Source organism: Streptomyces durhamensis (assembly GCF_000725475.1).
GTDB lineage: Bacteria > Actinomycetota > Actinomycetes > Streptomycetales > Streptomycetaceae > Streptomyces > Streptomyces filipinensis.
In genome coordinates this window covers 30,631-52,983 of sequence record NZ_JNXR01000031.1, presented here as the reverse complement: position 1 = coordinate 52,983, position 22,353 = coordinate 30,631, and the positions used below count along the sequence as shown (strand labels likewise).

Sequence of the window (22,353 nt, the reverse complement as noted above, 5' to 3'; positions counted from 1 at the left end):
CCGCGGGTCACCGGACGACGTGTCCGGTGCTCAGCACTTCTTCTCGATCGTCTTGGCGGTCAGCGAGCCCAGAGCCGCGGCGCACTGCTGCGAGGAACGCGCGGTGATGATGGTGGCGCGGATCGCCCACGGGATGGTCGGGCTGAACGCGGGCGCCGCGTCCTTGCCGTCGTACAGGCCCAGTTCCTCGGCGGAGGTGTAGGCCGTGTAGCCCTCGAACAGGTCCTTCTCGGTCTGCGTGGACTGCATTGAGAATCTCTCCCTTTTCTGCGGCGGAATGACGTGGACCGGCCTTTCCGGTCCGGTGCCGTCCGCTGCGACGAGAGAAATCTGCATGCGGTGAACCCCTTGCCGCCATTGTCAGTTACGGCATTGCCGCATCCGGCAGTACCGCCCCCGGCATTGCCGCATCCGCCAATACCGCGCACCCCCCGCCCGCACGTAGAAACGTCAGGGTGAACACACCTGAACCGGCGACCCCCCAGGACCCCCGGCCGTCCCCCCGGCCGCCGCTGCGGGCCCTGCTCGCCCACGCGCGGCCGCACCGGAGCGTCCTCGTGCTGGTCCTGGTGCTGACCCTGGCGGGCAGCGCGGCGGGACTCGCCCAGCCGATGGTCGTCGAGTCCGCGCTCACCGCGCTGATGACCGGCCACGGCCTGGGCGGTGAACTGCTGCTGATGGTGGGCCTGTTGGCGGTGTCCATCGGGCTCACCTGGACCCAGGCGCTGCTCAGCGAGCGCACCGCCGAGAAGGTCGTCCTGCATGTGCGCCGGGGGCTCGTGCACCGGCTGATCCGGCTGCGCAGCGCCGAGTTGGACCGGGTCGAGCCGGGCGGCCTCACCACCCGGGTGACCTCCGACAGCACCCTCGTGCAGCACGCGGCGACGAGCGGGGTGATCCAGCTGCTCGACGGCGGCGTCCATCTGCTGGCGACGATCGTGCTGATGGGCATGACGAGCCTGCCGCTGCTCGGCATCACCTCCGGGGTGCTGATCGTGGTCGGCGTGGCGATGGGCGTGGTGATGCCGCGGATCCGCCGGGTCACCACCCGGGCGCAGACGGCGGTGGGCGAGATCGGTGCCGCGCTCGACCGCGCGCTGGGTGCCGCCCGTACGGTGAAGGCCAACGGCGGCGAGGCGACGGAGACCGCGCGGGCCGTGGCCGCCGCCGAGGACGCCTGCCGGGCGGGCCTGGCCGGGGCCCGCTACCACGCCGTGATCGCGGTGCTGTCGGCGCTGGTCGTCCAGGCCTCCTTCCTGGCCGTCATCGGCTTCGGCGGCGCGCTGGTCGCCACCGGCACGCTCGACCTGGCCGCGCTGATCGCCTTCCTGCTGTACCTGTTCAACCTCGGTGGCCCGGTGCTGTCCCTGGTCGGCGGCACGACCTCGCTCCAGCAGGGGCTCGGCGCCCTGGCCCGTATCGAGGAGGTCCGGCACATGGAGATCGAGACGGATGTCGACGAGACCCCCGCCCGGCCGGCCGGCCCGCCCCCGCGCGTGACCCTCCAGGACGTCACGTTCGCCTACCCGGGCCGTGCCTCGACCCTCGATCGGGTCAGCCTGACCGCCCCGGCGGGCGCCGTCACCGCCCTGGTCGGCCCGTCCGGCAGCGGCAAGACGACCGTCTTCTCGCTCCTGCAGCGGTTCTACGACACCGGCTCGGGCCGCATCCTCCTGGACGGCACCGACATCACCGCGCTCAGCCGCGCCGAGGTGCGCCGCCGTATCGCCTACGTCGAGCAGGACACCCCGATGCTCGCGGGCACCCTGCGCGAGAACCTCCTGTACGCCGCGCCCGACGCCCGCGACGAGGACGTGGCCCGGGTGCTGCGGGACACCCTGCTGGACTCGCTCGTCGCCCGGCTCCCGGACGGCCTGGACACGCAGGTGGGCGCCCGGGGCCTGGCCCTGTCCGGCGGTGAGCGGCAGCGGCTGGCCATCGCCCGGGCCCTGTTGCGCCGGCCGCAGGTGCTGCTGCTGGACGAGGCGACCGCGCACCTGGACGGGGTGAGCGAGGCCGCGCTGCGGCAGACCGTGGAGCGGGCCGCCGAGCACTGCACGGTGCTGCTGATCGCCCACCGGCTGTCCACGGTGACCTCGGCGGACCACATGGTGCTGCTGGCCGACGGCCGGGTGCGCGACCACGGCCGGCACGACGAACTCCTCGGCCGCGACCGTCTCTACCGCGATCTCGCCGCCACCCAGCTGACGTCTTCGGGAACGTGAGACGTCCGTCGTCCGTCCCCCATGACGTACGACTCTTGACTTTCCCTTTACCGGCACACCGACCGGACAGCAACAGCAAAGGAACGACCCGCATGCCGAAGGACCCGGCACACAAGCCCACACCCGACGCCCGGCCCGAGGAGCACGAGCGGTACGGGGAGCACGGGGAGCAGGAGGGGTACGGGGAGCACAGGGAGCACGGGGAGTACGGGGACGAGCCGGAGGAGCGGCCCGTGGCCGAGCACGTCTCGCAGGACGACCGCTTCGGTGCGATCACCGTCCGGCTGGACGCCCGGGAGGGCGAGGTGAGCGTGACGGGCGCGTCGGTACCCCGGGTCGTGCTGCGCCGTGCGCCCGGCACGGACCCGGCGGACCATGTGCCGATCGGCACCCGGGACGGCGCCCGCCTGACGCTCACCGTCGACGGCGCCGAGGCCGAGGTGGACCCCGCGAAGGGCCGGCTGACCCGGCGTTCGTACCGCGTCGACGTCCGGCACGGGGACCGCTCCTGGCGTCTGGTGCCCGACTCGATCCCGGGCAGCCGGCTGCTGCGCGGCGAGGAACGCCTCGGGGACTTCACCTCGGAGGGGGACGGACGGGTGGGCGCCGAGTGGGACGAGGACGCCGCCGCCGACGCCACGGACGCGGCCCTCGGCTACGCGCTGGCCGCCGCGTTCGGCACCGGGGCGCAGCCGATGTGGATGATCGCGATCGAGATGGTCGGCGACATGCTTCCCGGCTGACCACCCGTCACGCACGTCCTGGGCCCCCTCCGGTGGCGTACCGGAAGGGGCCGGGGTGTCGCAGGGATCAGCCGTGGTCGGCCCGGATGTCGTCGGCGTACAGGTGCGAGACGATCGCCGCCTGGAAACGCGACGTGAGGTCGAGCTTGCGCACGATGCTGGCGGTGTGCGCCCGCACCGTCCGCTCCGCGATGCCCAGCCGGCGCGCGAGCCAGCGGTTCTGCTCGCCGGTGGCGAGCAGCAGCAGCACCTCCCGCTCCCGTTCGGTGAGCGTGGAGAAGTCCGGCGCGGCGTCCTGTACGACAACTGTCATGTGGTTCCCCCTGGGTGCGATCGGTCGTCCGGCCCTCCAGCCTGCCAACCGACGCGCGCCCGCACGGGTCCGACGGCGCGCAGCTTGTTGCAATCCGGACGACATGATCATGCGAATCCTTGACCAATGCATTACCTTGTGTTGGCATCAATTCGGTGGATTCCGCATCACCGGCGTCAGCTCGGCCCGACCAGCCGTGCCGGCCCCGTGCGCCCACCGAGCCCGGTCGGAACGGGAGAACACGGGGGAAGGATGAACAGTGCGGGCAGCATGGCGGCGTTGGGGCTCTCAGGCACGGAGGAGCGTCTCTACCGGCACTTCCTGCGCAATCCGGGGACGTCGGCGGAGGACCTCCATCTGCTGCTGCACGCCCCCCGGGGCGAGGTCCGGGGGGCGCTGGAGCGGCTGACCGGCCTGGGCCTGCTGCGGCGCGACCGGCGCACGAGCGGACACGACACGCTGACGGCGGCGGATCCGGAGGCCGCGGTCGGCCTGCTCACCGACCGCCGGCTGAACGAACTGCACCACGAGCTGCGGCAGGTCACCCGGCCCCAGCACCTGGTGGCCGAACTCCGCGCCGACATGGGTGCGCACACCCCGGCCGGCGGTGGAGTGGAGCGGATGACGAACCTCACCCAGATCCGCGACCGGATCGACGACCTGGCGTTCTTCGCCCGCCACGAGGTCCTCTCGGTCGAGCCGCACACGGCATTCACGCCCGAGAACATCGCACACGCCCGCCCCCTGGACAGCCGCTGCCTGCGACGCGGTGTACGCATCCGCAGCGTGGTGCCCAAGGAGGCGCTGGACGATCCGGCCACCGCGGCCTATCTGCGGGAACTGGGCGCCCAGGGCGCCCGGATCCGGCTCTGCGCCGACCTGACGGAACGGGTCCTGGTCTACGACCGCCACACCGCCCTGGTCCCGGCCGATCCCGCGGACACCTCCCGGGGTGCCCTGCTGGCCCGGGAACCGGGCCTGGTCGCCAGCATCCTGGCCCTGTTCGAGAAGATCTGGGACCGGGCCACCGACCTCGCGGCCCTGACCGGGGACAGCACGCCGGACGCCGGGGCGCTCTCCCCCGTCGAGCTGGAGGTCCTGAAGTCGATGTGCCGGGTCGCCAAGGACGAGATCGGCGCCCGCGAACTGGGGGTGTCCCTGCGCACCTACCGCCGGCACGTCGCCGACGTCCTGCGCACCCTGAACGCCGGCAACCGCGCCCACGCGGCCCTACTGGCCCGGGAACGCGGCTGGATCTGACATCCGCCACGCCCCCAGCGCCGGGTCGGCGAGCACCCGGGCCAGCCAGACCCGCACCGCGCCGGGGGCGGAACTCGACGGCGGCCGGATCCGCAGCAGGATCCGGCCCTCGTCCTCGTCGAGCCACCAGGTGTACGCCCAGTCGGCGGGCAGCCGGGCGGCCACCCTGATCAGGGCGGTGGCCGCCGGGGCGGGGCCGGCCGCCGCGCGGACCAGTTCCAGTTCCTGGAGACCCGCCGCGGCGACGCCCTCGTTCACTGCCAGCCGTTCACGGACGAGGAAGCCGACTCTCGCATGGTGTGTGCCGTAGCTGCGCTGCCCCAGTACTTCATGATCACGACTCTGCCACCCGTGGGTGCGGGCACTGAAGGGGAGCCGTTGTCAGGATCCTGCACAGCCCGGGACACCTTCATGCCAGCCGGCCGCCGGACCCCTCAGGAGTTCAAGGGAGGGCAAAGAGCGATACAACCAACCTCTTTACTCGCGAGTCGTGATCACCGCCAACCGAATGCCGCCCCCCTCCCCGGCCCCACGACCCGACGAGAGAACCGAATGAACCCAGCCAGACGCGTGACCGCCGCCGCCGTCGTACTCGCCGCCGCCGGCGGTCTGTCGAGCGCGGTCACCACGCCCGCCTCCGCCGCCACGGCGTGCACCTCGCCGACGTACACGCGGACGTTCTACGCGAACACCACGTTCTTGGGCACACCGAAGAAGACGGACTGCGACAGCGCCGTCGACCAGACCTGGAGCGGCGCCCCCGCCACCGGTCTGCCGAAGGACGGCTTCGGCGTCCGCTGGACCGTCACCCGCGACTTCGGCTCCGGCGGCCCCTTCACCCTCGCCGCGACCGCCCAGGACGGCATCCGGGTCTACCTCGACGGCACCCGGAAGATCGACCTGTGGAAGGACGTCTCCACCCCACAGAAGAAGACGGTCGACGTCACCGTCCCCGCCGGCCGGCACACCCTCCGCGTCGACCACGTCAACTGGACCGGCACCGCGGCCGTCTCCTTCACGTACGCGCCCCGGCTGTCGGCCACCGCCGACAGCGTCAGGCCCCTCGTGCCCACGGGCACCTCGGTGACGTACGACGCGGCGACCGGCAAGGCGAGGACCAGCTGGGCCCGGAACAAGGAGATGGACCTCGCGGGGTACCGCGTCTACCGGCGCGCGCAGGGCACGCCGTTCGGCGCCACGCCGCTCGCGACGACCACCTCCACGTCGTACACCGACGCCACCCTGCCGCGCTCGGGCGGGACCTACTACTACGAGGTCCGCGCCTACGACCGCGCCGGCAACGAGTCGGCGGGCACGACGGACCAGCCCGTGACCACCGTCGACCGGATCGCGCCGGCCGTGCCCTCCGGGGTGACGGGCAGCAGCGGCGGCAAGGGCGTGAGCCTCAGGTGGAGCGCGGTGGCGGAGGCGACCTCGTACCGCGTCTACCGTGCCACGAGCGCGGACAGCGCCTACACCCGCATCGCCACCACCGACAAACCGTCCCACCTCGACACGTCCGGCAGCCTGGGTGCGCGCTACTACTACCGCGTCACGGCCGTCGACGCCGCCGGCAACGAGTCCGGACGGTCGGCCACGGTCAGCGGCGTGCACCTGGACGAGACTCCGCCGTCCGCGGTCACCGGACTGACGGTCACCCCCACGGGCTACGGCTTCCACCTCACGTGGGACGCCAACCCGACACCCGACCTCGCCCGGTACGTCGTCTACGCCGGTGAACTCATCGGCGACGACGAGGAGAAGGTCTGCTCGGCCCACCAGGTGGAGTGGCTGTTCACCGACACCACGTCCTACGACTACCCCACCCTCCCGGACGGCGAGGAGCGCTGCCTGTTCGTCGACGCGGTGGACGATGACTGGAACTCCCACTTCGAGTGGACCCGTTCGCCGAACATCGTGGTCGCGACCGAGCGGGACACCACCCCGAGCGTGCCGACGCCCGAGGGCTCACCGGTCGACGTGGACGCCTTCGCGAAGGACGGCGTCGTCGGGCTGACCTGGAACACGGTGGCCGATGCCACCGGCTACGAGGTCTACCGCTGGAACGCGGACACGCACGCGTACGAGAAGCTGGCGGCCACCGAGCAGACGTCCTACGTGGACAACGGCGCCCCGGCCGGCACCACCCAGTACTACCGGGTGACGGCCCGGTACACGGACGGCACCGAGTCGGCGCCCGGAGCGGACCACGCGATCCTCACCCCCTGAGCGCGACGATAGGGGCCCGGCACTCCGGGCCCCTCCCTCCTGCGCCCGCCGCTCACTTCGCCCGGGCGAGCACCACCGTCCAGCGTCCCGACGGGGAGTCGAGGTCCTCGATGCGGTCGAGTTTCCATTCCTGGCCCTGGACCGGGAAGACGTCACCGGGTACGAGGTCGTGGTGGGCGCCCGCACCGCCCGAGGACACGTACAGCCGGACCGTCGGGAACTGCCCCGGGCGTCTGTTGACCTGCATGACGCTGAACTTGGCGATGCCCCACCTGAGCTGTTCGGAGGGTCGCAGGGTGACTTCTTCCGCCCCCGGCCGCGTCACCGCGCCCCCGGGTCGTACTTGCGCAGGGACGCCTGGACCTCGGCGGCGTAGGGGCCCTCCCACCACGGGATCGTCTCCACCAGGACCGGCTTGGTACCGGAGGCGAGGACCAGGGCGCGGCCGGGCGGCATCGCGCCGAGGTCGGAGACCTGCAGGACCCGCTCGCGGCGGACGGACTCGCTGACCGTGCGGGCGCCGGACCAGCCGTACGCCTCCGACTCCCGGCTGGTCTGGTACTCACGCAGCTCGAACTCGCCGGCCAGCTCGCTCAGATCGCCCAGGAAGCGGGTGTCCGAGACGCCACCGCCGTACACCCGGACGTTCGCCGCGGACCACAGCTTCTCCATGCCGCGCTCGCCCCACACCTCGATGCCCTGCGCCCAGGACTGCAGGATCGTCATCAGGATGATGCCGCGCGAGCCGTAGTGCGAGTACAGATCGGGCAGGGAGCGCCAGCGGCAGACGTTCGCCGCCTCGTCCAGGACACCGATCAACGGCAGCGGAAGGCGGCCGCCGCGCTGGGTGGTGGCGTACTCCTCCGCCGCCTCGACGACGGCCACGGTCAGCGCGGTCACCAGCGGACCCGCGCTGTCCCGGCCCTCGCGGGACAGGGAGTACAGCGTGCCGCCGGTGCGGACGAACGCGTGCGGGTCGAACTCGGGCGCCCGCGGGTCGGCGGGCGGGGTCACCCAGCGGTTGACCTCGGGGTTGATCAGGCAGGACGCCATCTGCTGGGCCACGCCGTAGATACCGCTGCGCTGCTTGTCGGGGGCGGTGATGACACCGTTCAGCCCGTCGGCGGCCATGGTGTGCCCGGCACCGCGCAGGATCCGCTCCGGGGTGTCGTCCTTGGGGTTGGACAGCCAGCTGTAGATCTGGGTGATGGGTGCCTTGGCGCAGGCGGCGGCGAGCAGCAGGTTGGCCAGCAGGTCCTGGCCGGCCGGGTCGAAGAAGGCGTCGGTGGAGGCGTTCGCGTCCCGTGAGCCGGACGCGAAGTGGTCGGCCATCTTGCGGGCCTTGGCGACGTCGGTGACGTACGACAGCGGATTCCACCACCAGCTCGGCGCCTCCGCGGCCACCTGCTGCGGGTCGAAGACCCACACCGGGCCGCGGGCGGCGCGCGGACCGCGCGTGGCGTCCACGATGTCCCGCTTGTTGGAGGTGACGAGGACCGCGCCGGGTCCGTCCAGGATCGCCGGAACCGCCCGCCGGGTGGTCTTACCGGTGCGCGGCCCCCAGATGTCGACGTGCATGTCCTCGTACGAACCGAACAGCGGCTGGCGGCCCTTGACGGACCGGCCGATGAACACGCCCGGGGTCTTCGCCTGCACGCCGAGCCGCTCGGCGGTGGCCGCCGCGCCCTTCATCGTCAGCTTGCCCAGTTCCTCGCCCTTCGCGAGGTGCTGGGCGGCGCCGTCGACGTCGGGCTTGTTCTTCCGGCGCTGCAGGAACCGGTACACGGCCAGACCGAGGATGCCGAGGACGACGGCCTCCCCGGCGGCGACCGCGCTGGCGGCCGAACCGGGCCAGCTGTAGTCGCCCTTGACCATGGCGACGAGGAAGGACAGCGGGTTGCCGGGCGGTTCGGCCGCGTGGGCGAACGACGCGCCCACCTTGGCGGCCAGCCAGGCACCGCCGACGCCCAGCAGCACGACGACGATCAGGATGACGATCTCGGTCGTCCAGTCGTCTTCGGCGCGGGGTTTCTTCTGCTGTTCTGTGGTCACCGCTCTATCCCTTCTGCGGCGCGAAGACGAAGAAGTCGCCGGCGAACAGCACACCGTAGCCGTCGGCGGTGAACTGCAGCGCCGAGCCGTCCCCCGGGCCGTCGGCGTCGCCGTCGAGATTCTTGCCGAGGACCTTCCTGGTGGCCATGTCCACAGCTGTCAGTCCGAGGTCCGGACCGGCGTCGGCGAAGAGGTTCTTGTCGGTCGGCAGTGCCAGCGGCGTGAGGCCCTGCTCGTCCTCCCCCTGCCGCCACAGCTCCTTGCCGGTGGTCACGTTCCAGGCGACCGCGCCCGCCCCCATCCGGGTGACGGCGGTGGAGCCGTCCGCGGACAGGACGGTCTGCAACCGGTCCACGTTGCCCGTGTCCACCTGCGGACCCTCGGCGAGCAGCCGGCCGGTCCTGAGGTCGACCACCGTGAGCAGCGCGCCGTGCGCGGAACCGGCCGGCAGGTCCCAGATCAGCAGGCCCTTGTCGGCGGTGAGCGGGTGCAGCACGGGCGGGTTGTCACCGTCGTCCTTGGCCAGGGCGGCGGGACGACCGACGTCGTCGAGCGTCCACATCTCCTTGCCCGTACGGCGGTCGCCGACGACCAACTTGCTGCCGCTGCCGTCCACGATGTCGTAGGTGCTGTGGACGTAGTAGCCGAAGCCGCTGCCGAGCGGGTCCTGGTCGTCGCCCCGGTCGTGCACCTGGACGGCGGCCCCGCCGCCGATCGGCGCGTACGTGCTGGTGCCGGACCCCTCCTTCAGAAGCAGATGGCCTGCTTCCGCGGTCAGATCGGTGTACTCCTCGCCGGTGTACGAGGAGCGGCCCAGGACCGCTCCGGAGGGTGCGTACGCGGTGTACGTCGTCCTGACCGTGGCCTTCTTCAGCCCGTCGGCCGGGACTTCGTCGCCGTCCACCACCAGGAGGGCCGGCGAGCCGTCCTTCCAACTGGTCACTTGGACGTACGCGGAGGCGCCGCCGGAACGCTCGGTCGGCCATGCGCCGGGGGTGTCGGTGTCGACCGTACGGCGCACCCGGCCCGTGTGCGCGTCGTACAGGCGGACGCGGTAGTGACGGTCGACCGTCTGGTTCGTGTCGTCGGTCTTGGACAGATCCTCGGTCAGGACGACGGCGTCACCGATCACGCAGGTCTGTGGGTCGTAGTCACCCGCGACATGGGCCGCGGCCTTGGCCGCCGGGTCGCCCGGGCAGCCGTTGTCATGGCGTGCCGCCACGCTCCAGACAGGTGTCCTGGCCAGTCCCGGCAGAGCGGCCCCCTTGTAGGCGGGCCAGGCCTGCCGGGTGGCGGAGGCCGATGCCCCGGCGGTGGGACGGCCGCCCGCGTCGGCCTCCTTGCCGTCGCCTCCGCCACAGCCCGTGAGCACGCCCAGGGACAGCATCACAGCGGCGGTGGCGACGAACTGACGCCTAGTCACTTACGCTCCCTTTTCCTTTCCATTGCCTTCGACCGGGTCGGTGCCCTTGGGGATCGGCACGCGGTAGACACCGGTGATCGTGTCCTGGACGTCCCAGGTGCTGAACTCCACCGTCTTGCCGGGCCGCGGAGCGTGGAGGATCTTGTGGCCCTTGGGGTCCCAGACCAGACCGACGTGCCCGGAGCGGCCGTTGCCCTCCGGCCGGAAGAAGATCACGTCACCGGGCTGCGCCTCGGAGAGCGAGACCTTGTACTTGCTGAGGTACGGCTGCTGCTCGTACGTCGTCCCACCGATGTTGATCTTCCCACCGCTGGCCATGTAGTACGCCCACTGCGTGAAGCTGGAGCAGTCGAAGCTGGTCGGGTTCTCGCCCTGCAGCCGCGGGGCCCCGTACACGTACGGCACACCGATCCCGCGCTGCGCCCAGCTCAGGACCGCCCGGACCACCGGGTCGTCGGCGTCGGGGATGACGCCGGAGGCACCGGCGCCGTCGGGCGACACGGACGCGCCTCCGTGCTGCTCGGCGCACTCCGCGTACTGTGCGTCCCTGCCCCCCTTGTCCGAGCCGGGGACGGTCCCGTAGTCGGGGTCGGCGGTGACCTTCCCCTTCATCCAGTCCTCGGGGTCGACCATGCCCGGCCCCTGGTCCTGACCGGCCACGAACGGGTTGTCGACGCCGGGCAGGAGCACCTCCCAGTGCAGATGCGGCCCGGTGACGTTGCCGGTCGCGCCGACCGTGCCGATCAGATCGCCGCGCTTGACCTGCTGCCCGACGGACACCTTGATCGACGTCTGGTGGCCGTACAGCGTCATCACGCCGCCCGCGTGCTGGATCTCCGTCATGTTGCCGTAGCTGCCACCGGGGCCCGCGTGGACGACCTTGCCGTCGGCAGGGGCGTAGATCGGGGTGCCCGCGGACGCCACCAGGTCGAGGCCGGTGTGGTAGCCGAGGCTCCACATGGCGCCCGTTTCGTGGTAGCGGGTCCCCAGCGTGTAGGTGCCCTGCTTCATGGGCCACTGCCAGTCCTTGCCGGTGGCGGCCGGCTTCTTGTCGGCGAAGGCGGCCGGCGTCACTGCGGTGGTGTACGCCGCCGGAGCCATCGCCGTGGTGACGCCGCTGTTGTCGCCGCCGTCCAGTGGCGGGGTCGACCAGGAACGGGGCGGTGAGGAGGCGATGGACAGCGCCGAGCCGGGCTGTGCGTCGTTGCCGACCGGCTCGGGGATGTCGGACTTCTTGCCGAGGGTCGGGAAGGAGGGGTTCTTGTCGATGGTCTCCTTCAGATGCGCGTACCAGCGCTTGATGAGGTCCTTGTCGCCGGTGAGCACACCGCGGTAGCGGGCGGCCTGGGTGAGGACGACCCGCGGGTAGATGGTGTTCGAGGCGGTGGAGCCCGAGTAGCCGAGGAGTGCCTTCCACGGCTGGGACTCCGCGTGCAGGGCGTGCAGGTAGTTGGCGGCGCCCCAGGCGGCGTCGTCGACGTTGTACAGGTCCTTCTTGCCGTCGCCGTTGCCGTCGGCGCCGTACTGGTTCCAGGCGGGGTGGCCGAACTGCAGGATGCCCATGTAACCGAGGGAGTTGGCGCCGCCGGGAGCCGCCGAGGGGTCCTGACCGTACTTGGTCTCCTGGTACATCTGCCCGACGATGAGCGTCCAGTCGAGGCCGTCGTAGCGCGCGGCGGCGCGCATGGCCGCCAGGATCATCTTCGGGGGTATCTCGTTCCGGGCCGTCGCGCTCGGCATGTACACCTTCCCGGCGGGCATGATCGGGTTGGTGGCGGCGGCGTCACCGGTGTTGCCGGCGCTCGCGTTGTCCGAGTAGTCCTCGCAGGAGGCCGCGGCCACACCGGCCGACATGCCTCCCAGCATGGCGCCCAGCAGCACCAAGACGAGACCGACGATCCCGGCGATCGGCAGGAAGCCGCCGCCGACGATCCACATCCACTTGCGGTTGTTCTTCTTGCCCCCCTCGGGACCCTTGCCGCCCTGACCCGCCTGCCTGGCCGCCTTCGCCGCCTTGGCGACCTTCGCCGCCCTGCTGGCGGCGGCCAGCACTGCCGGAGCAACCATGCCGGCTCACGCCCCTGAATCGTCGGAGGCGCCCACGTCACCGAGGCCGAAGACGTCGAATCCCGAGACGAGCCAATGGCCTCCGACCTCCTTGACGGACACCAGCCATCGGTTGGACTCCGTGGTGGTCCTGCCGCCCGCGGTACGCGTGGCGGTCACCCTGACCAGGCTGGAGATCGACCGGCCGCTGTCGCGCACCAGATCGTCCGAGACGACGGCGTCGCGCACGACGACGGCCGTTCCCTTGGACGAGCACCGATCGGCCCGGCAGGTCGCCCACGCCTTGCCCGTGGGCAGGGAGGTGAGCTGCTTCATCCGGATGTCGTCCGTGGTCAGACGCAGCAGCGGGGCGCTCCAGGACGCCGTGTCACTGCTGTGGTCGTAGGTGTTGAGACCGGCCATGTACTGGGCCATGGCCTCATGTGCGTCGGAGGCCTCGGCGGACGTGATGATCGGCTTGACCGCACCGCCCTTCGCGTCACCGCCGCCCTGGTCCGCGCCTCCGTCCGAGCCCGAACCGCCCTGTCCGCTCGTGAGGGTGGGCGCCGGGGAACCACCGCCCCCGTCGCCTCCGTCGCTCCCGTCGAAGACGGTGAACACGGTGAGCACGGCGACCAAGAGAACGCCGAGCACGGCCAGGGCCAGCAGCCCCGCGCGCTTGTTCTCCTCAGGCAACTCCACGTTCCCGCGCCTCCCTAGTGCGAGCCGGTACGGCGGGTGACCGGGACACGGTAGGGGGAGGTCGGCCGGCCGGGGCGGCGGGAATTCCCCGCGGGGAAAAGGGCGGGAGGGCGCGGGAAACGAGAGGAAAGCGGGTGTCCGGCGGGTGCCTTCAGCGGATGCCCGGGATTATCTTCCGGTCCACGTCATGGCGGAGCCGTGGGCGAAGGACCACGCGCGCCCCACCGGTTGGGGCACCGAGCAGAAGCCGACGCCCACCTGTCACTCCGGTCGCGCGTCCACCGGCAGAGGATCGAACGGGTACGCCGTGTGGCCGTCCTTGGGCGAACAGGCCGCGAACGGGCCGTTGTCGGGGTCCATCAGGATCCTCAGATGCGGGTCGGCGTGGTGCAGCCACCACGTCGACATGCCGAGCGCCGGGTCCTGCCGCAGGTGTTCCCAGGCCAGCCACATCGCGGAGAGCCGGGCGCCGGCCTCGGGGTGCTCCCACCACGCCGGGCACCAGGTGGTGGAGGTGCCGTTCACCCGACGGCGGATCATCTGGGAGAGGTAGTCGGAGACGAAGGCGTAGACGTCCGCGAAGTAGAACTGCGGCTCTTCCTCGGTCGGTTCTGCGGCTGCGGTCATCGCTCCACTCCAGCGGGCTGCTGCTCGGGCATCGGGGGCGGCAGGGACAGGGCCGCGGCCGGGTTGAGGACTCCGTGACCGGCGGTCGGACCACGCGGGGCCGCCGGCATGGCGACGGGGCGGATCGCGACGCCGGGCAGGAACTCGTTCACCGCGGCGGGCTGCGGTGCACTCCCCTTGGCGTTCAGTTCCTCGTAGGAATCAGCGAGTTGCAGTCGCCCCAGCGCGGCTTCATGGTCGTCGCGCAGCCGTTCCGGCACGTCGACGCCCCCGAGCTTGGCCGCGAACTCCTTCGGGGACTTCCGGGGGTCGAAGTCCTCCATGAGCACCTGCGCCCGCATCGCGTCGTCGGCGATCAAAGCGTCGATCTCCGGCGGAAGATGCTCATGCCGGGGCGCGGGCAGCGGAAACTTGATGTTGTCCTTGCCGACCTGCTCGTGGGCGAGCAGACGCGGGAGTTCGTCCTTGCCGAGGACGGAGAACGCGGCGACGTCGGTGGCGAAGGCGACGACCGGTCCCTGAGCGGCCTCGGCGTAACGCTGGGAGACGGTGGACCAGACCTCGGGCGCGAGGGCGTTCACCGCCTCCTCGTCGAGCCCGTAGTCCCGGACGAGGGCGTCCTTCACGTGGTCGTTCCAGAGCTGGTACGAGTCGAGCCGGCTCCCGGCCGGGGTGTCCTCCAGCACCTGGAAGCCACGGGAGCTGCCGCACGCCTGCGCCAGGTAGCGGTGCCCGATCGGCTCGGACGCCCCCTCGGGCTGCGACATGTACGACCAGAAGGCACGGACCTCACCGCGGTCCTCGCGGGTGACGGACCCGGTGCCCGCCACGTCCCGCACGAAGGACATCAGGTCCGGCACGTCACGGCCTTGCGCATGCGCCTCCCGCCAGTCCGTGTAGATGCGCTGGGCCACCGATTCGCCCGCCTCCTGCGACTGTGGCTCCGCCTGGCGGTAGGCACGCTGCCGGGCCTCGGCCTCCGTGATCTCCTCCCTGGTGGGAGGGGAGTCGAAGCTCACCCGGCGCCCCCGGTCACCGTGGCCGCGCGGGCCGTGAGGCAGATCATCGACCCGCCGGGCAGGTCCTGCGTCCAGGTGGGGAACGACACCGACTGGTCGAGGACGAGAACGGCCCCGTCCGCGCTCCTGGGTGCCCAGTAGGCCAGCCGGTACGGGCTGCGCTTGCTCAGCCGGGACTGCCGGTCCCTCCAGAACGCCGGCGTCGGCGGCTCCGGGAAGTCCTCGGCGTCCCAGGAGCCCGCCCACACGGGAGCACCCAGCACGCCGACCGCGGCATCCAGGTAGCCGGGCCACGCCTGGTCTGCGCTGCTCAGCACCGAGGCGTTCTCGGCCGCCTCGCCGGCCCGCACCTGCCAGGCGTCGTAGCGCACGCTGGAGACGGGGCTCCACTGACCGTTCGAGTAGAGCGTCAGCTCGCCCCCGCTGCGCCCCCGCACCACCAGCTGCCGGTCGAACGTCAGCGGCTCCCAGCCGTACCGCCCACACCACTGCCGCAGCTCGCTCCCGCCCTGCGGCGGACCCGCCCACACGGAGGCCCAGTCGACCTCCCGCAGCACGGCCAGCTCGGTGGCGAGGGCCTGCGGAGTGCGTCCCGTCGTCTCCGTCAGCATGTGGTTTCTCCCGGTCGGTCGAGCGGACGGTCAGGTCAGGAAGATACCGAGGAGCAACAGCACCACCACGATCGCGCCCATCACGATCCGCGCCGTCGGATCCTCGCGTTCCCACAGGTCATGGACGACCGCCCAGCCGGTCAGCCGCGCGGCGCGGCCGCCGTGGAGACGGTCCCCCAGGCTCTGCTCCTCCTCGTCCTCCGCGTCCGCGGCGGGCGCCTCCGCGGCGGGATCCGTGTCGATGCCGACCGGCAGCCCCTGCTGCTCCTGCGCCACCAGCACCATCTGTTCGAGGAGTTCGGGGATGGTGTGGGGGGTGAGGGGGTGGGCGAAGATCCCGTACGGCGTCTGCACGCACAGGCGGGCCTGCCAGGGATTGCCGGGCTCGTAGCCGTCCACCCAGGCGTGCTCGGCCGGGAAGACCTGCGGGACCTGCGCCGCCTGCGGAGCCTCGACGGCCTGCGGAGCCAGGGGGACCTGCGCGGCCGGCGGGGTGTACTGGACCGTGGGCACCTGCTGCGCTGCGCCCCAGGCGCGCGGATCGGGCTGCTGCGGTTGCCCGCTGTCGTCGCTCAACTCTCGTCCTTCGCCGGGGTCCGTGTCGGTTCCAGGTGCGGGTACGTCGGCAGAGGTACCCCGCGCATTGTGGGCCGGGCGCCGTTCCGTACACCGAAGCCCTCTCCCGGCATGTCCCCGAAAGTTTTCCCGACCGGTTTCTCCGGGACGGCGCCTCGGGAATTCCCCGACTCCCGCCGGGAAAAGCGACCACGGTCCGGACACGGGTCTTTGCCACACTGCCAGCGCACCTGGCCGGGACAGGGCCCGTCGTGCGGTGCGGTTGCCGACCCGCCCAGGCGGACGGGAAACCGACTCGCTGGAGTAACCGACTCGATGACAGACCACAACGGGCAGCCCGGGTCCTTCGGTCCTCCACAGCAGCCACAACAGCCGCAGCACCAGGCGTGGCCGGCCCAGGGAGGACAGCAGGCCCAGGGCCAGTCCACCACCCCGCAGCCGTCTCACCCCCAGCCCCAGCAGCTGCCTTCCGACGCGGCCCGGGCGCAGGTCGCCGCGGCCTGGGTGCGCAACTCGCCCCAGGCGGGGCGGGCCGCCGTCCCGACCCTGCCGCCGCGTGAGACACGTCCGCAGGGCGAGTCGAAGAAGGAGAAGCGCGAGCGGGAGCGGGCGGCGCGCAAGGCCGCCTACGAGCAGAAGAAGGCGGCGAAGGAACAGCGTAAGAAGGGCGCCCCGGCGAAGCCGGCCACCGCCCAGGCGTCCGCCGCCCATGCTCCGGCGGCGACCGCCGCTCATGTTCCCGCGGCCGCCGCAGTGACGCCTTCTGCCGCCCCCGAAGCTGCCGGTGCCTTTGCGTCCGCGCCCGCCGCCAAGGCGGGTGCGGCGACGGCGTCCCGCCCTTCCCGCGACTTCGACGTCCCCCGGCCCGGCGGCCGCATCCCCGGCGGCGGACGCCGCACACACGTCGCGCTGCGCGCCACCCTCCTCATCACCACGTGTGTCTTCGCACTGGGCTCGTGCGGTGTGATGGGGCTGGTGATCGGCAAGTCGTCGGGGGCCTCCACGGCCGGTCTCGACGCCGCCGACGCCGCCAAGTACCGGCTCACCGACTTCCCGACCCAGCAGGCGGCGACCTTCGCCGAGCAGTACGCCCTGCTGTGCATGACGTTCTCCCCCGCCAAGGCCGACGAACGGCGCAAGAACCTCGCCCGGTACGCCTCTGCCGGTGTGGACCCCGACTGCGGCTGGAACGGCCAGGGGATCCAGACCGCCGTCTCCGCCACCTGGGACGGCACGGCCGAGCAGCTTCCCGAGTACGGCGCCAACGGCCGCTACATCGGGGTGCAGGTCCGCACGAGGGACGGCCAGCTCACCACGCTCACCGTGCCCGTCTACGTGAAGGACCTCAAGACCGGCGAGGGCATGCGCGTGGCGGGTGACGTCGGCGAAATGCCGATGCCGGTCCGTGCGGACGCCCCGGATGTCAGCAAGAAGGAGGAGGCGGTGGACGACAACCTCTCGACGCAGCTCCAGCAGCAGGTGCTGCCGGGCTACTTCGAGGCCTGGGGCAAGTCCGACTCCACCGCCATGGCCCGGTTCACGGCGCCCGACGCCACGACCTTCGCCACCTCCGGCCTGGACGGACGGCTGAGCGCACCGAAGCTCGACACGGTGGAGGCGCTGGTCCCCAAGGGTGCTCAGGGCAACGGCCCGTACACCTACAAGGCCGGCCAGACCGTGGAGGTACAGGCGGTCGTCGTGTGGAGTGACGGCCTGTCCCGGACCGTGCGCCGCGCGTACCGGTTGACGGTGGTGAACACCGCGCAGGGCTGGTTCATCCAGGACATCCGCGGCGGCGTGCTGGACGCGCAGGGCGGCCGGGCGGACGACGAACAGAGCGACTCGTCCGACGGGGAGCAGACCGGCAACCAGGCCGGCGACAGCCCCTCGCCGTCCTCGTCCCCCTCCACGACCACGCAGTCCTCCAAGGACAAGCGGCCCAAGAAGTCCTGACCCACGGCCGGCCCGTCGGCCGCCGTCCCGGCACACCGAACGTCATCCCGAGAGGAACCACCATGTACCTGGCCGCCAACAACGATATGACCGGGATGTTCACCCGGATCGAGGACATCCTCCGCAACGCGGGCACGATGGTCGCCGTCATCGCCCTCCTCATCCTCGGTATCCGCATGCTCCTGTCGATGAAGCGCGGCGACGGCATGCGCGAGGCCTTCCAGGGCTTCGGCATGATCGCGCTCGCCGCGCTGATCATCGGCGGCGCCACCGGCCTCGCCTCCCTCCTCATCGGTCTCGGCAGCGACATCGGCGGCGGCAACTGACCACCACCGAGCGCCGTAAGCGGAAGGGAGGTGCGCAGCGTTGACGCAGGAAGCACCTGAGCCACTGGTCGCCTACGACCACACCGACCTGGTGAACCGCCCGAAGCGGATCTGGAACTGGGGCAACATCCCGCTTCCGGGCCTGTTGCTGCCCGCGCTGGGCGCGGCCTTCGGCTTCGGCCTGGTGTGGCTCATCACGCTGTTCACGATGTCGGCCTTCCTGCCCTTCCTGGCGCTGTCGATGTGGACGTCGATCATCTACTTCGGTCCGCCGTTCGCCGTCTACTTCGTCTGGGGCCGGCCGCTGCCTTCGGCGCTCACTCTCAGCCAGCAACTGGTGGTGTGGGCCGACTACTGGTTCCAGCCGAAGCGGTTGCAGGGGCTCGCCGCCGACCGTGAACCGGAGGAGCTGCACTGGCAGGTCATCCTCTGGACTCCGGGTTCGCCCCGCTGGCAGGAGCGGTACGACACCGCACGCCAGGCCGCCGCCGAACGCGGCACCGCGTTCTCGGCACGCCGCTGACCCGTTCGCCGGCCTCTCACTGTCCTACGTCAACTACCGCAGGGTGACTCCTCCATGTTCATGCTGATCCTTCTGGGCGCGGCGGCAGCCTTCTTCGTGGTCGCCATGATCATGGCCGCGTCGTCGAGCAACAAGAAGCAGGGCCAGGGCGGCGGCCAGACACGGTCGTCCCAGTCCCGTTCCAAGGGCTCCGACTCGTCGTCCGCCCGCAGCGAGGACCTCCGGCTGCCCTACCGCTACGCCGACGACATGATCTTCGTGCACGGCGACTCGGTGTGGACCGGCCTCGTGCTGCCCACCGCCATCGACGAGTACCTCAACGCCACCGAGCTGCAGGCCATGGCCGAGGGCCCGCCCCGCGGTCTGCTCAACCTCGCCCGCGGCGACCGCAACGTCGAGTGCCACTACCGCAAGGTGTACCAGCCGATCACCGCGCTGACCTGGGCGGAGGAGCTGAACGCCGTCGCCTGGGAGCCCACGGAGAACTACAAGGCCTACAACCTGCGCAAGGCGGAGTACCAGGAGCGCATCGGCGCCAAACGGGAGCGCAACATCCTCCTGGTGAAGCTGGGCTCCCTCAAGCGCAGCAGCGGCGGTACGGGGGTCCTGTCCCAGGACGACGAGCCCTACGACGAGCCCGGACTGCTCCAGGGCGTACGCGGCACGGCCGACCAGGCCGCTTCCGTCGCGACCGGCGTCGCGGACGAGCGCCTGTCCCCCTCCGTCCTCGCGGAGTGGACGCAGACCGCGATCGAGGTGCACGAGAGCCTGGAGGGCCTCAAGGGCACCCCGCTCACCCGCGAGGAACTCGTCTGGCTGATCCGCAAGCCGCTGCACGGCGACCTGCCCGTGCCACCGGAGCCGATCCTGGGCTCGCGTGCCTGGGGCCCGGACCAGTTCGACCTGGTCGTCGACTTCTCCGGTGAGAACCGCAAGACGCACATCGTGCTGCATCAGTACGACGAGGTCACGGGCGAACAGCAGACCAGCTACACCACCACCCTGGTGGCCGCCAACTGGCCGGCCGAGACCCGCTTCCGCCAGTCGACCGCGTGGGCCCGCTACGCCTCCCAGCACGTGGAGTTCCCGGTCGAGATCGACATGCGGTTCACGCTCATCCCGTACTCGAAGTTCAAGGACCGCGCCGACAAGATCCGCGGCAACCTCGTGGACGAGATGAACGACATGGCCAACTCCGGCCGCACCCCCGACACCAAGCTGGCCAGCCAGGTCACCCGCGCTCAGGAGCTCGTCGATGACATCGAGGAGCACAAGATGCCGGGTATGGAGGCGCAGATCCGCTTCACGATCTCAGCCCCCGACGTCAAGGAGCTGGAGCGCCGCCGCCGCGTCCTGGAGATGCAGTTCAAGCAGGACCTGAAGGTCACGCTGCTGCGTCCGACCCGTCAGCAGTGGCGCCTGCTGCAGTCCCAGCTGCCCGGTGACGCGCCCAAGCTGCCGATCGCCCCCTACCTGCGGCTGCAGGAGGTCGAGCAGCTCGGCGCCGGCCTGCCCACCGCGGGCACCGAACTGGGTGACAACCCCGAGACCCGCTCCGGCAAGCGCCTGGGCTGGGTCGGCAACCTGGTCGGCTGGGCGGGCAAGATGCCGGTCCACTACTCGCTGCACGTCGGTCCGGCCCGCAACGACGGCGGTGGCCTGGCCATCGTCGGCGCGTCCGGCGGTGGCAAGTCCTCGCTCGCGCTGCAGAAGTTCTACGAGGAGTCGGAGTCGGGCGTCCGCTGCCTGGTCATCGACCCCAAGACCGACTTCGCCCAGATGTGCTACTACCTGGCCTTCGGCGCCCAGGTGAACGACCCGGCGTTCCCCGCCGACGCGGAGGCCGGCATCCTCGGCACTCCGCAGAGCGCGTTCCAGCCGGTCAACCCGGAGTTCTGGGCGGAGACGGAGGTCGTCGACCTCCTCAAAGGCCAGGCAGGCGTACTGGACCCGTGGGTGATCGCCCGCGATGTGCCCGCGGGCCGGCTCCTCGCCGAGTCGATGCTGCGCGGCTTCCTCGGAGACGAGGACTACCAGCGCGTACGGCTGCCCGTCATCGAGGGCATGGCGACGGTCGTCGGCCGCTACAACTCCGCGATACGCCAGGCGGTCGAGCAGGGCTACTCGGCCCGCGAGGCCGAGCAGCAGGTGCCCCGGCCGACCCTGTGGCAGGTGGTCGACGAGGTCGTCGCAGCCTACGACCACGCCGTCGCGACGGGCGACAGGGAGGCGACGAAGGACCTCAAGCTCGCCCAGATGCTCCTCACCGAGCTGCGCACCCTGCCGTACGCCCGCCTGTCGTTCGCGGAACGCCCGCAGCCCCTGTCCAGCATGCGCAAGCGGCGTACGGTCATCACCATGCGCGGCTTCCAGTCGCCGGCGGCGTCCGACCCGCGCAACTGGAACCCGGCGGAACGTCTGGCGGCGACGGCCCTGATGGCGGTCGTGGAACTGGGCAGCCAGATGCTGGACGTCGGCTACGAGAAGAACCCGGTCACCGGTCAGGTCGGCCTGCGCCCCAAGGCCCTCTTCGTCGACGAGGCGTACGTCGTCACGGCGACGGAGTCGGGCCGGGACCTGATGCGCCGGGCCCTGAAGCAGGGCCGTTCCTACCTGGCCGTGACCGTCCTGATCACCCAGCAGGCCATCGACCTGGTCCAGATCGAGGACTCCGAGGCCCGCAGCGGTGGCGCCAACCAGATCCACACGGTGTTCGCGTTCAAGCAGAAGTCGGCCCAGGAGGCCTCTCTGGTCGCCCCGCTCCTCGGCCGCCCCGAGAACGACCCGAAGGTCATCGCCGCCCTGCAGGAACTCCGCACCGGTGTCTGCCTCCAGCGTGACGCCGACAAGCGGGTCGGCACGGTCGCCGTCGACCTGGTGTTCAAGGAGATCCTCGCCGCGACGGACACCAACGGCACGACCCGCCCGACCCGGCAGGGCGTCAATCCGCCGCTCAGCGTCTGGGACTGGACGTTCCTGCAGGAGGCGGAGGAGGACCCGGCGCAGCCCACTGCCGTGGCGGCGGAGTCGGCAGCCGTATGACCCCCACGACCCGAAACGCGTCCTGACCGACCACGTCCCCCAGTAAGGCAGAAGGACATCATCATGCGACTCAAGCGAGCCCTGGCTGTGGGCGCCCTCCTGGTCTTGTCGACGTCCGTGGCCGCGTGCGGCGACGACAACAAGGACAGCGGCGGTGTGGCCGCCGGGGCTGGCAACAGCGACGGTGACGGCAAGTCAACCGGCGGCGCCGCCGCAGGCGGACTGCCCTCGGCCACCAGCGTCGCCGACATCTCCGACATCCTCAATCAGCACGGCTCCTGCCTGGACCTGCAGTCGGGCGACAAGTACGACGCGGGAAGCTTCAGCGGCACCGATCCGGCCTGGGACATCCCCGACGAGCGACCGGCGGCAGTCTGGGGCGTCAAGGAGCGTTACGTCTGCAGGGACAACTACTCCGACTCCACCACGATGGCCCTGGTGGACATGAAGAAGTTCCAGGCCGCTTACAAGACCAGCGGCCTCACCAGGGGCGTCCTGGTCGGCAAGAACTTCCTGGTGGTCCCCGGTGGCGCCGAAACGGCCCACGATCTGCAGGCGTCCGGCCTCAAGTACTTCACATGCGATCCGAAGTTCCAGATGCCCAGCGGCTACAAGAAGGAGCCCGCGCTGGTGGACGGGTGCGTTGTGACCAACTACTTCTCCCGCTTCTGATCCGTCCTAAG

The 22,353-nt window shown here is 71.1% G+C and carries 21 protein-coding genes; 9 read left to right on the top strand and 12 right to left on the bottom strand.

What is annotated here, in order from left to right; all coding sequences use genetic code 11:
• Positions 1 to 30: 30 nt before the first annotated feature.
• Positions 31 to 249: a lexapeptide family class V lantibiotic gene (gene lxmA, locus IO33_RS0134890; RefSeq protein WP_031172570.1), complete on the bottom strand. Its 219-nt coding sequence runs from the start codon at positions 247 to 249 to the stop codon at positions 31 to 33.
• A gap of 206 nt (positions 250 to 455) precedes the next feature.
• Here lxmA and IO33_RS0134885 point away from each other — a divergent pair, with 206 nt between their 5' ends.
• Together IO33_RS0134885 and IO33_RS0134880 are read left to right on the top strand one after the other, a co-directional pair.
• Complete coding sequence (locus tag IO33_RS0134885; protein WP_031172568.1) at positions 456 to 2,225, top strand: ABC transporter ATP-binding protein; 1,770 nt, start codon at positions 456 to 458, stop codon at positions 2,223 to 2,225.
• Between the two features lie 92 nt (positions 2,226 to 2,317).
• A complete protein-coding gene (locus IO33_RS0134880; RefSeq protein ID WP_342448380.1) occupies positions 2,318 to 2,968 on the top strand; it encodes a hypothetical protein in 651 nt (216 codons plus the stop codon).
• Positions 2,969 to 3,035: 67 nt separating this feature from the next.
• On the opposite strand, the gene IO33_RS0134875 is transcribed toward IO33_RS0134880, so the two are convergent.
• Entirely contained in the window at positions 3,036 to 3,281 is a 246-nt protein-coding gene (locus IO33_RS0134875) for a helix-turn-helix domain-containing protein (RefSeq protein WP_031172565.1), read from the bottom strand.
• Positions 3,282 to 3,533: 252 nt separating this feature from the next.
• Here IO33_RS0134875 and IO33_RS0134870 point away from each other — a divergent pair, with 252 nt between their 5' ends.
• A complete protein-coding gene (locus IO33_RS0134870) occupies positions 3,534 to 4,541 on the top strand; it encodes a helix-turn-helix transcriptional regulator (RefSeq protein ID WP_037686741.1) in 1,008 nt (335 codons plus the stop codon).
• Here IO33_RS0134870 and IO33_RS0134865 read toward each other — a convergent pair.
• Positions 4,512 to 4,799 (bottom strand): hypothetical protein, encoded by a 288-nt coding sequence (locus IO33_RS0134865; protein ID WP_031172561.1) that lies wholly within the window; start codon positions 4,797 to 4,799, stop codon positions 4,512 to 4,514. The two genes, IO33_RS0134870 and IO33_RS0134865, sit on opposite strands and share 30 nt — an antisense overlap.
• A gap of 294 nt (positions 4,800 to 5,093) precedes the next feature.
• Here IO33_RS0134865 and IO33_RS0134860 point away from each other — a divergent pair, with 294 nt between their 5' ends.
• On the top strand, positions 5,094 to 6,770 hold the full coding sequence (locus IO33_RS0134860; RefSeq protein WP_031172559.1) for a PA14 domain-containing protein: 1,677 nt from the start codon (positions 5,094 to 5,096) through the stop codon (positions 6,768 to 6,770).
• A gap of 52 nt (positions 6,771 to 6,822) precedes the next feature.
• Here IO33_RS0134860 and IO33_RS0134855 read toward each other — a convergent pair whose 3' ends face one another.
• The 9 genes from IO33_RS0134855 to IO33_RS0134815 form a co-directional block, all read right to left on the bottom strand.
• Complete coding sequence (locus tag IO33_RS0134855; RefSeq protein WP_031172557.1) at positions 6,823 to 7,095, bottom strand: DUF6406 domain-containing protein; 273 nt, start codon at positions 7,093 to 7,095, stop codon at positions 6,823 to 6,825.
• Positions 7,092 to 8,822: a type IV secretory system conjugative DNA transfer family protein gene (locus tag IO33_RS0134850; protein ID WP_031172555.1), complete on the bottom strand. Its 1,731-nt coding sequence runs from the start codon at positions 8,820 to 8,822 to the stop codon at positions 7,092 to 7,094. Before IO33_RS0134850 ends, IO33_RS0134855 begins: the two co-directional genes overlap by 4 nt.
• 4 nt (positions 8,823 to 8,826) lie before the next feature.
• Complete coding sequence (locus tag IO33_RS0134845) at positions 8,827 to 10,245, bottom strand: PQQ-binding-like beta-propeller repeat protein (protein ID WP_031172553.1); 1,419 nt, start codon at positions 10,243 to 10,245, stop codon at positions 8,827 to 8,829.
• On the bottom strand, positions 10,246 to 12,312 hold the full coding sequence (locus IO33_RS0134840) for a peptidoglycan DD-metalloendopeptidase family protein (protein ID WP_031172551.1): 2,067 nt from the start codon (positions 12,310 to 12,312) through the stop codon (positions 10,246 to 10,248).
• 6 nt (positions 12,313 to 12,318) lie between these two features.
• Positions 12,319 to 12,993 carry a hypothetical protein gene (locus IO33_RS0134835; RefSeq protein ID WP_031172549.1) on the bottom strand — a complete coding sequence of 225 codons (675 nt, stop codon included), beginning with the start codon at positions 12,991 to 12,993 and terminating at the stop codon, positions 12,319 to 12,321.
• 261 nt (positions 12,994 to 13,254) lie between these two features.
• Positions 13,255 to 13,620 carry a DUF4913 domain-containing protein gene (locus tag IO33_RS0134830; RefSeq protein ID WP_031172547.1) on the bottom strand — a complete coding sequence of 122 codons (366 nt, stop codon included), beginning with the start codon at positions 13,618 to 13,620 and terminating at the stop codon, positions 13,255 to 13,257.
• Complete coding sequence (locus tag IO33_RS0134825; protein ID WP_031172546.1) at positions 13,617 to 14,639, bottom strand: hypothetical protein; 1,023 nt, start codon at positions 14,637 to 14,639, stop codon at positions 13,617 to 13,619. The genes IO33_RS0134830 and IO33_RS0134825 overlap by 4 nt, the downstream gene beginning before the upstream one ends.
• On the bottom strand, positions 14,636 to 15,250 hold the full coding sequence (locus IO33_RS0134820) for a hypothetical protein (RefSeq protein ID WP_051927133.1): 615 nt from the start codon (positions 15,248 to 15,250) through the stop codon (positions 14,636 to 14,638). Before IO33_RS0134820 ends, IO33_RS0134825 begins: the two co-directional genes overlap by 4 nt.
• A 30-nt stretch (positions 15,251 to 15,280) precedes the next feature.
• The gene (locus IO33_RS0134815) at positions 15,281 to 15,826 is read right to left on the bottom strand and encodes a hypothetical protein (RefSeq protein WP_031172542.1); all 546 of its coding nucleotides are present in this window, start codon (positions 15,824 to 15,826) and stop codon (positions 15,281 to 15,283) included.
• Between the two features lie 315 nt (positions 15,827 to 16,141).
• Between IO33_RS0134815 and IO33_RS49725 the strand changes: the two genes are divergently transcribed.
• From IO33_RS49725 to IO33_RS0134790, 5 genes are all read left to right on the top strand, one after another.
• Positions 16,142 to 17,779 (top strand): conjugal transfer protein, encoded by a 1,638-nt coding sequence (locus IO33_RS49725; protein ID WP_107069455.1) that lies wholly within the window; start codon positions 16,142 to 16,144, stop codon positions 17,777 to 17,779.
• 62 nt (positions 17,780 to 17,841) lie between these two features.
• On the top strand, positions 17,842 to 18,105 hold the full coding sequence (locus IO33_RS0134805) for a TrbC/VirB2 family protein (protein WP_031172539.1): 264 nt from the start codon (positions 17,842 to 17,844) through the stop codon (positions 18,103 to 18,105).
• Between the two features lie 40 nt (positions 18,106 to 18,145).
• A complete protein-coding gene (locus tag IO33_RS0134800; protein WP_031172537.1) occupies positions 18,146 to 18,628 on the top strand; it encodes a hypothetical protein in 483 nt (160 codons plus the stop codon).
• A gap of 54 nt (positions 18,629 to 18,682) precedes the next feature.
• A complete protein-coding gene (locus IO33_RS0134795; protein WP_031172535.1) occupies positions 18,683 to 21,670 on the top strand; it encodes an ATP-binding protein in 2,988 nt (995 codons plus the stop codon).
• 63 nt (positions 21,671 to 21,733) lie between these two features.
• A complete protein-coding gene (locus IO33_RS0134790; protein WP_031172533.1) occupies positions 21,734 to 22,342 on the top strand; it encodes a hypothetical protein in 609 nt (202 codons plus the stop codon).
• The last annotated feature ends 11 nt before the right edge of the window (positions 22,343 to 22,353 follow it).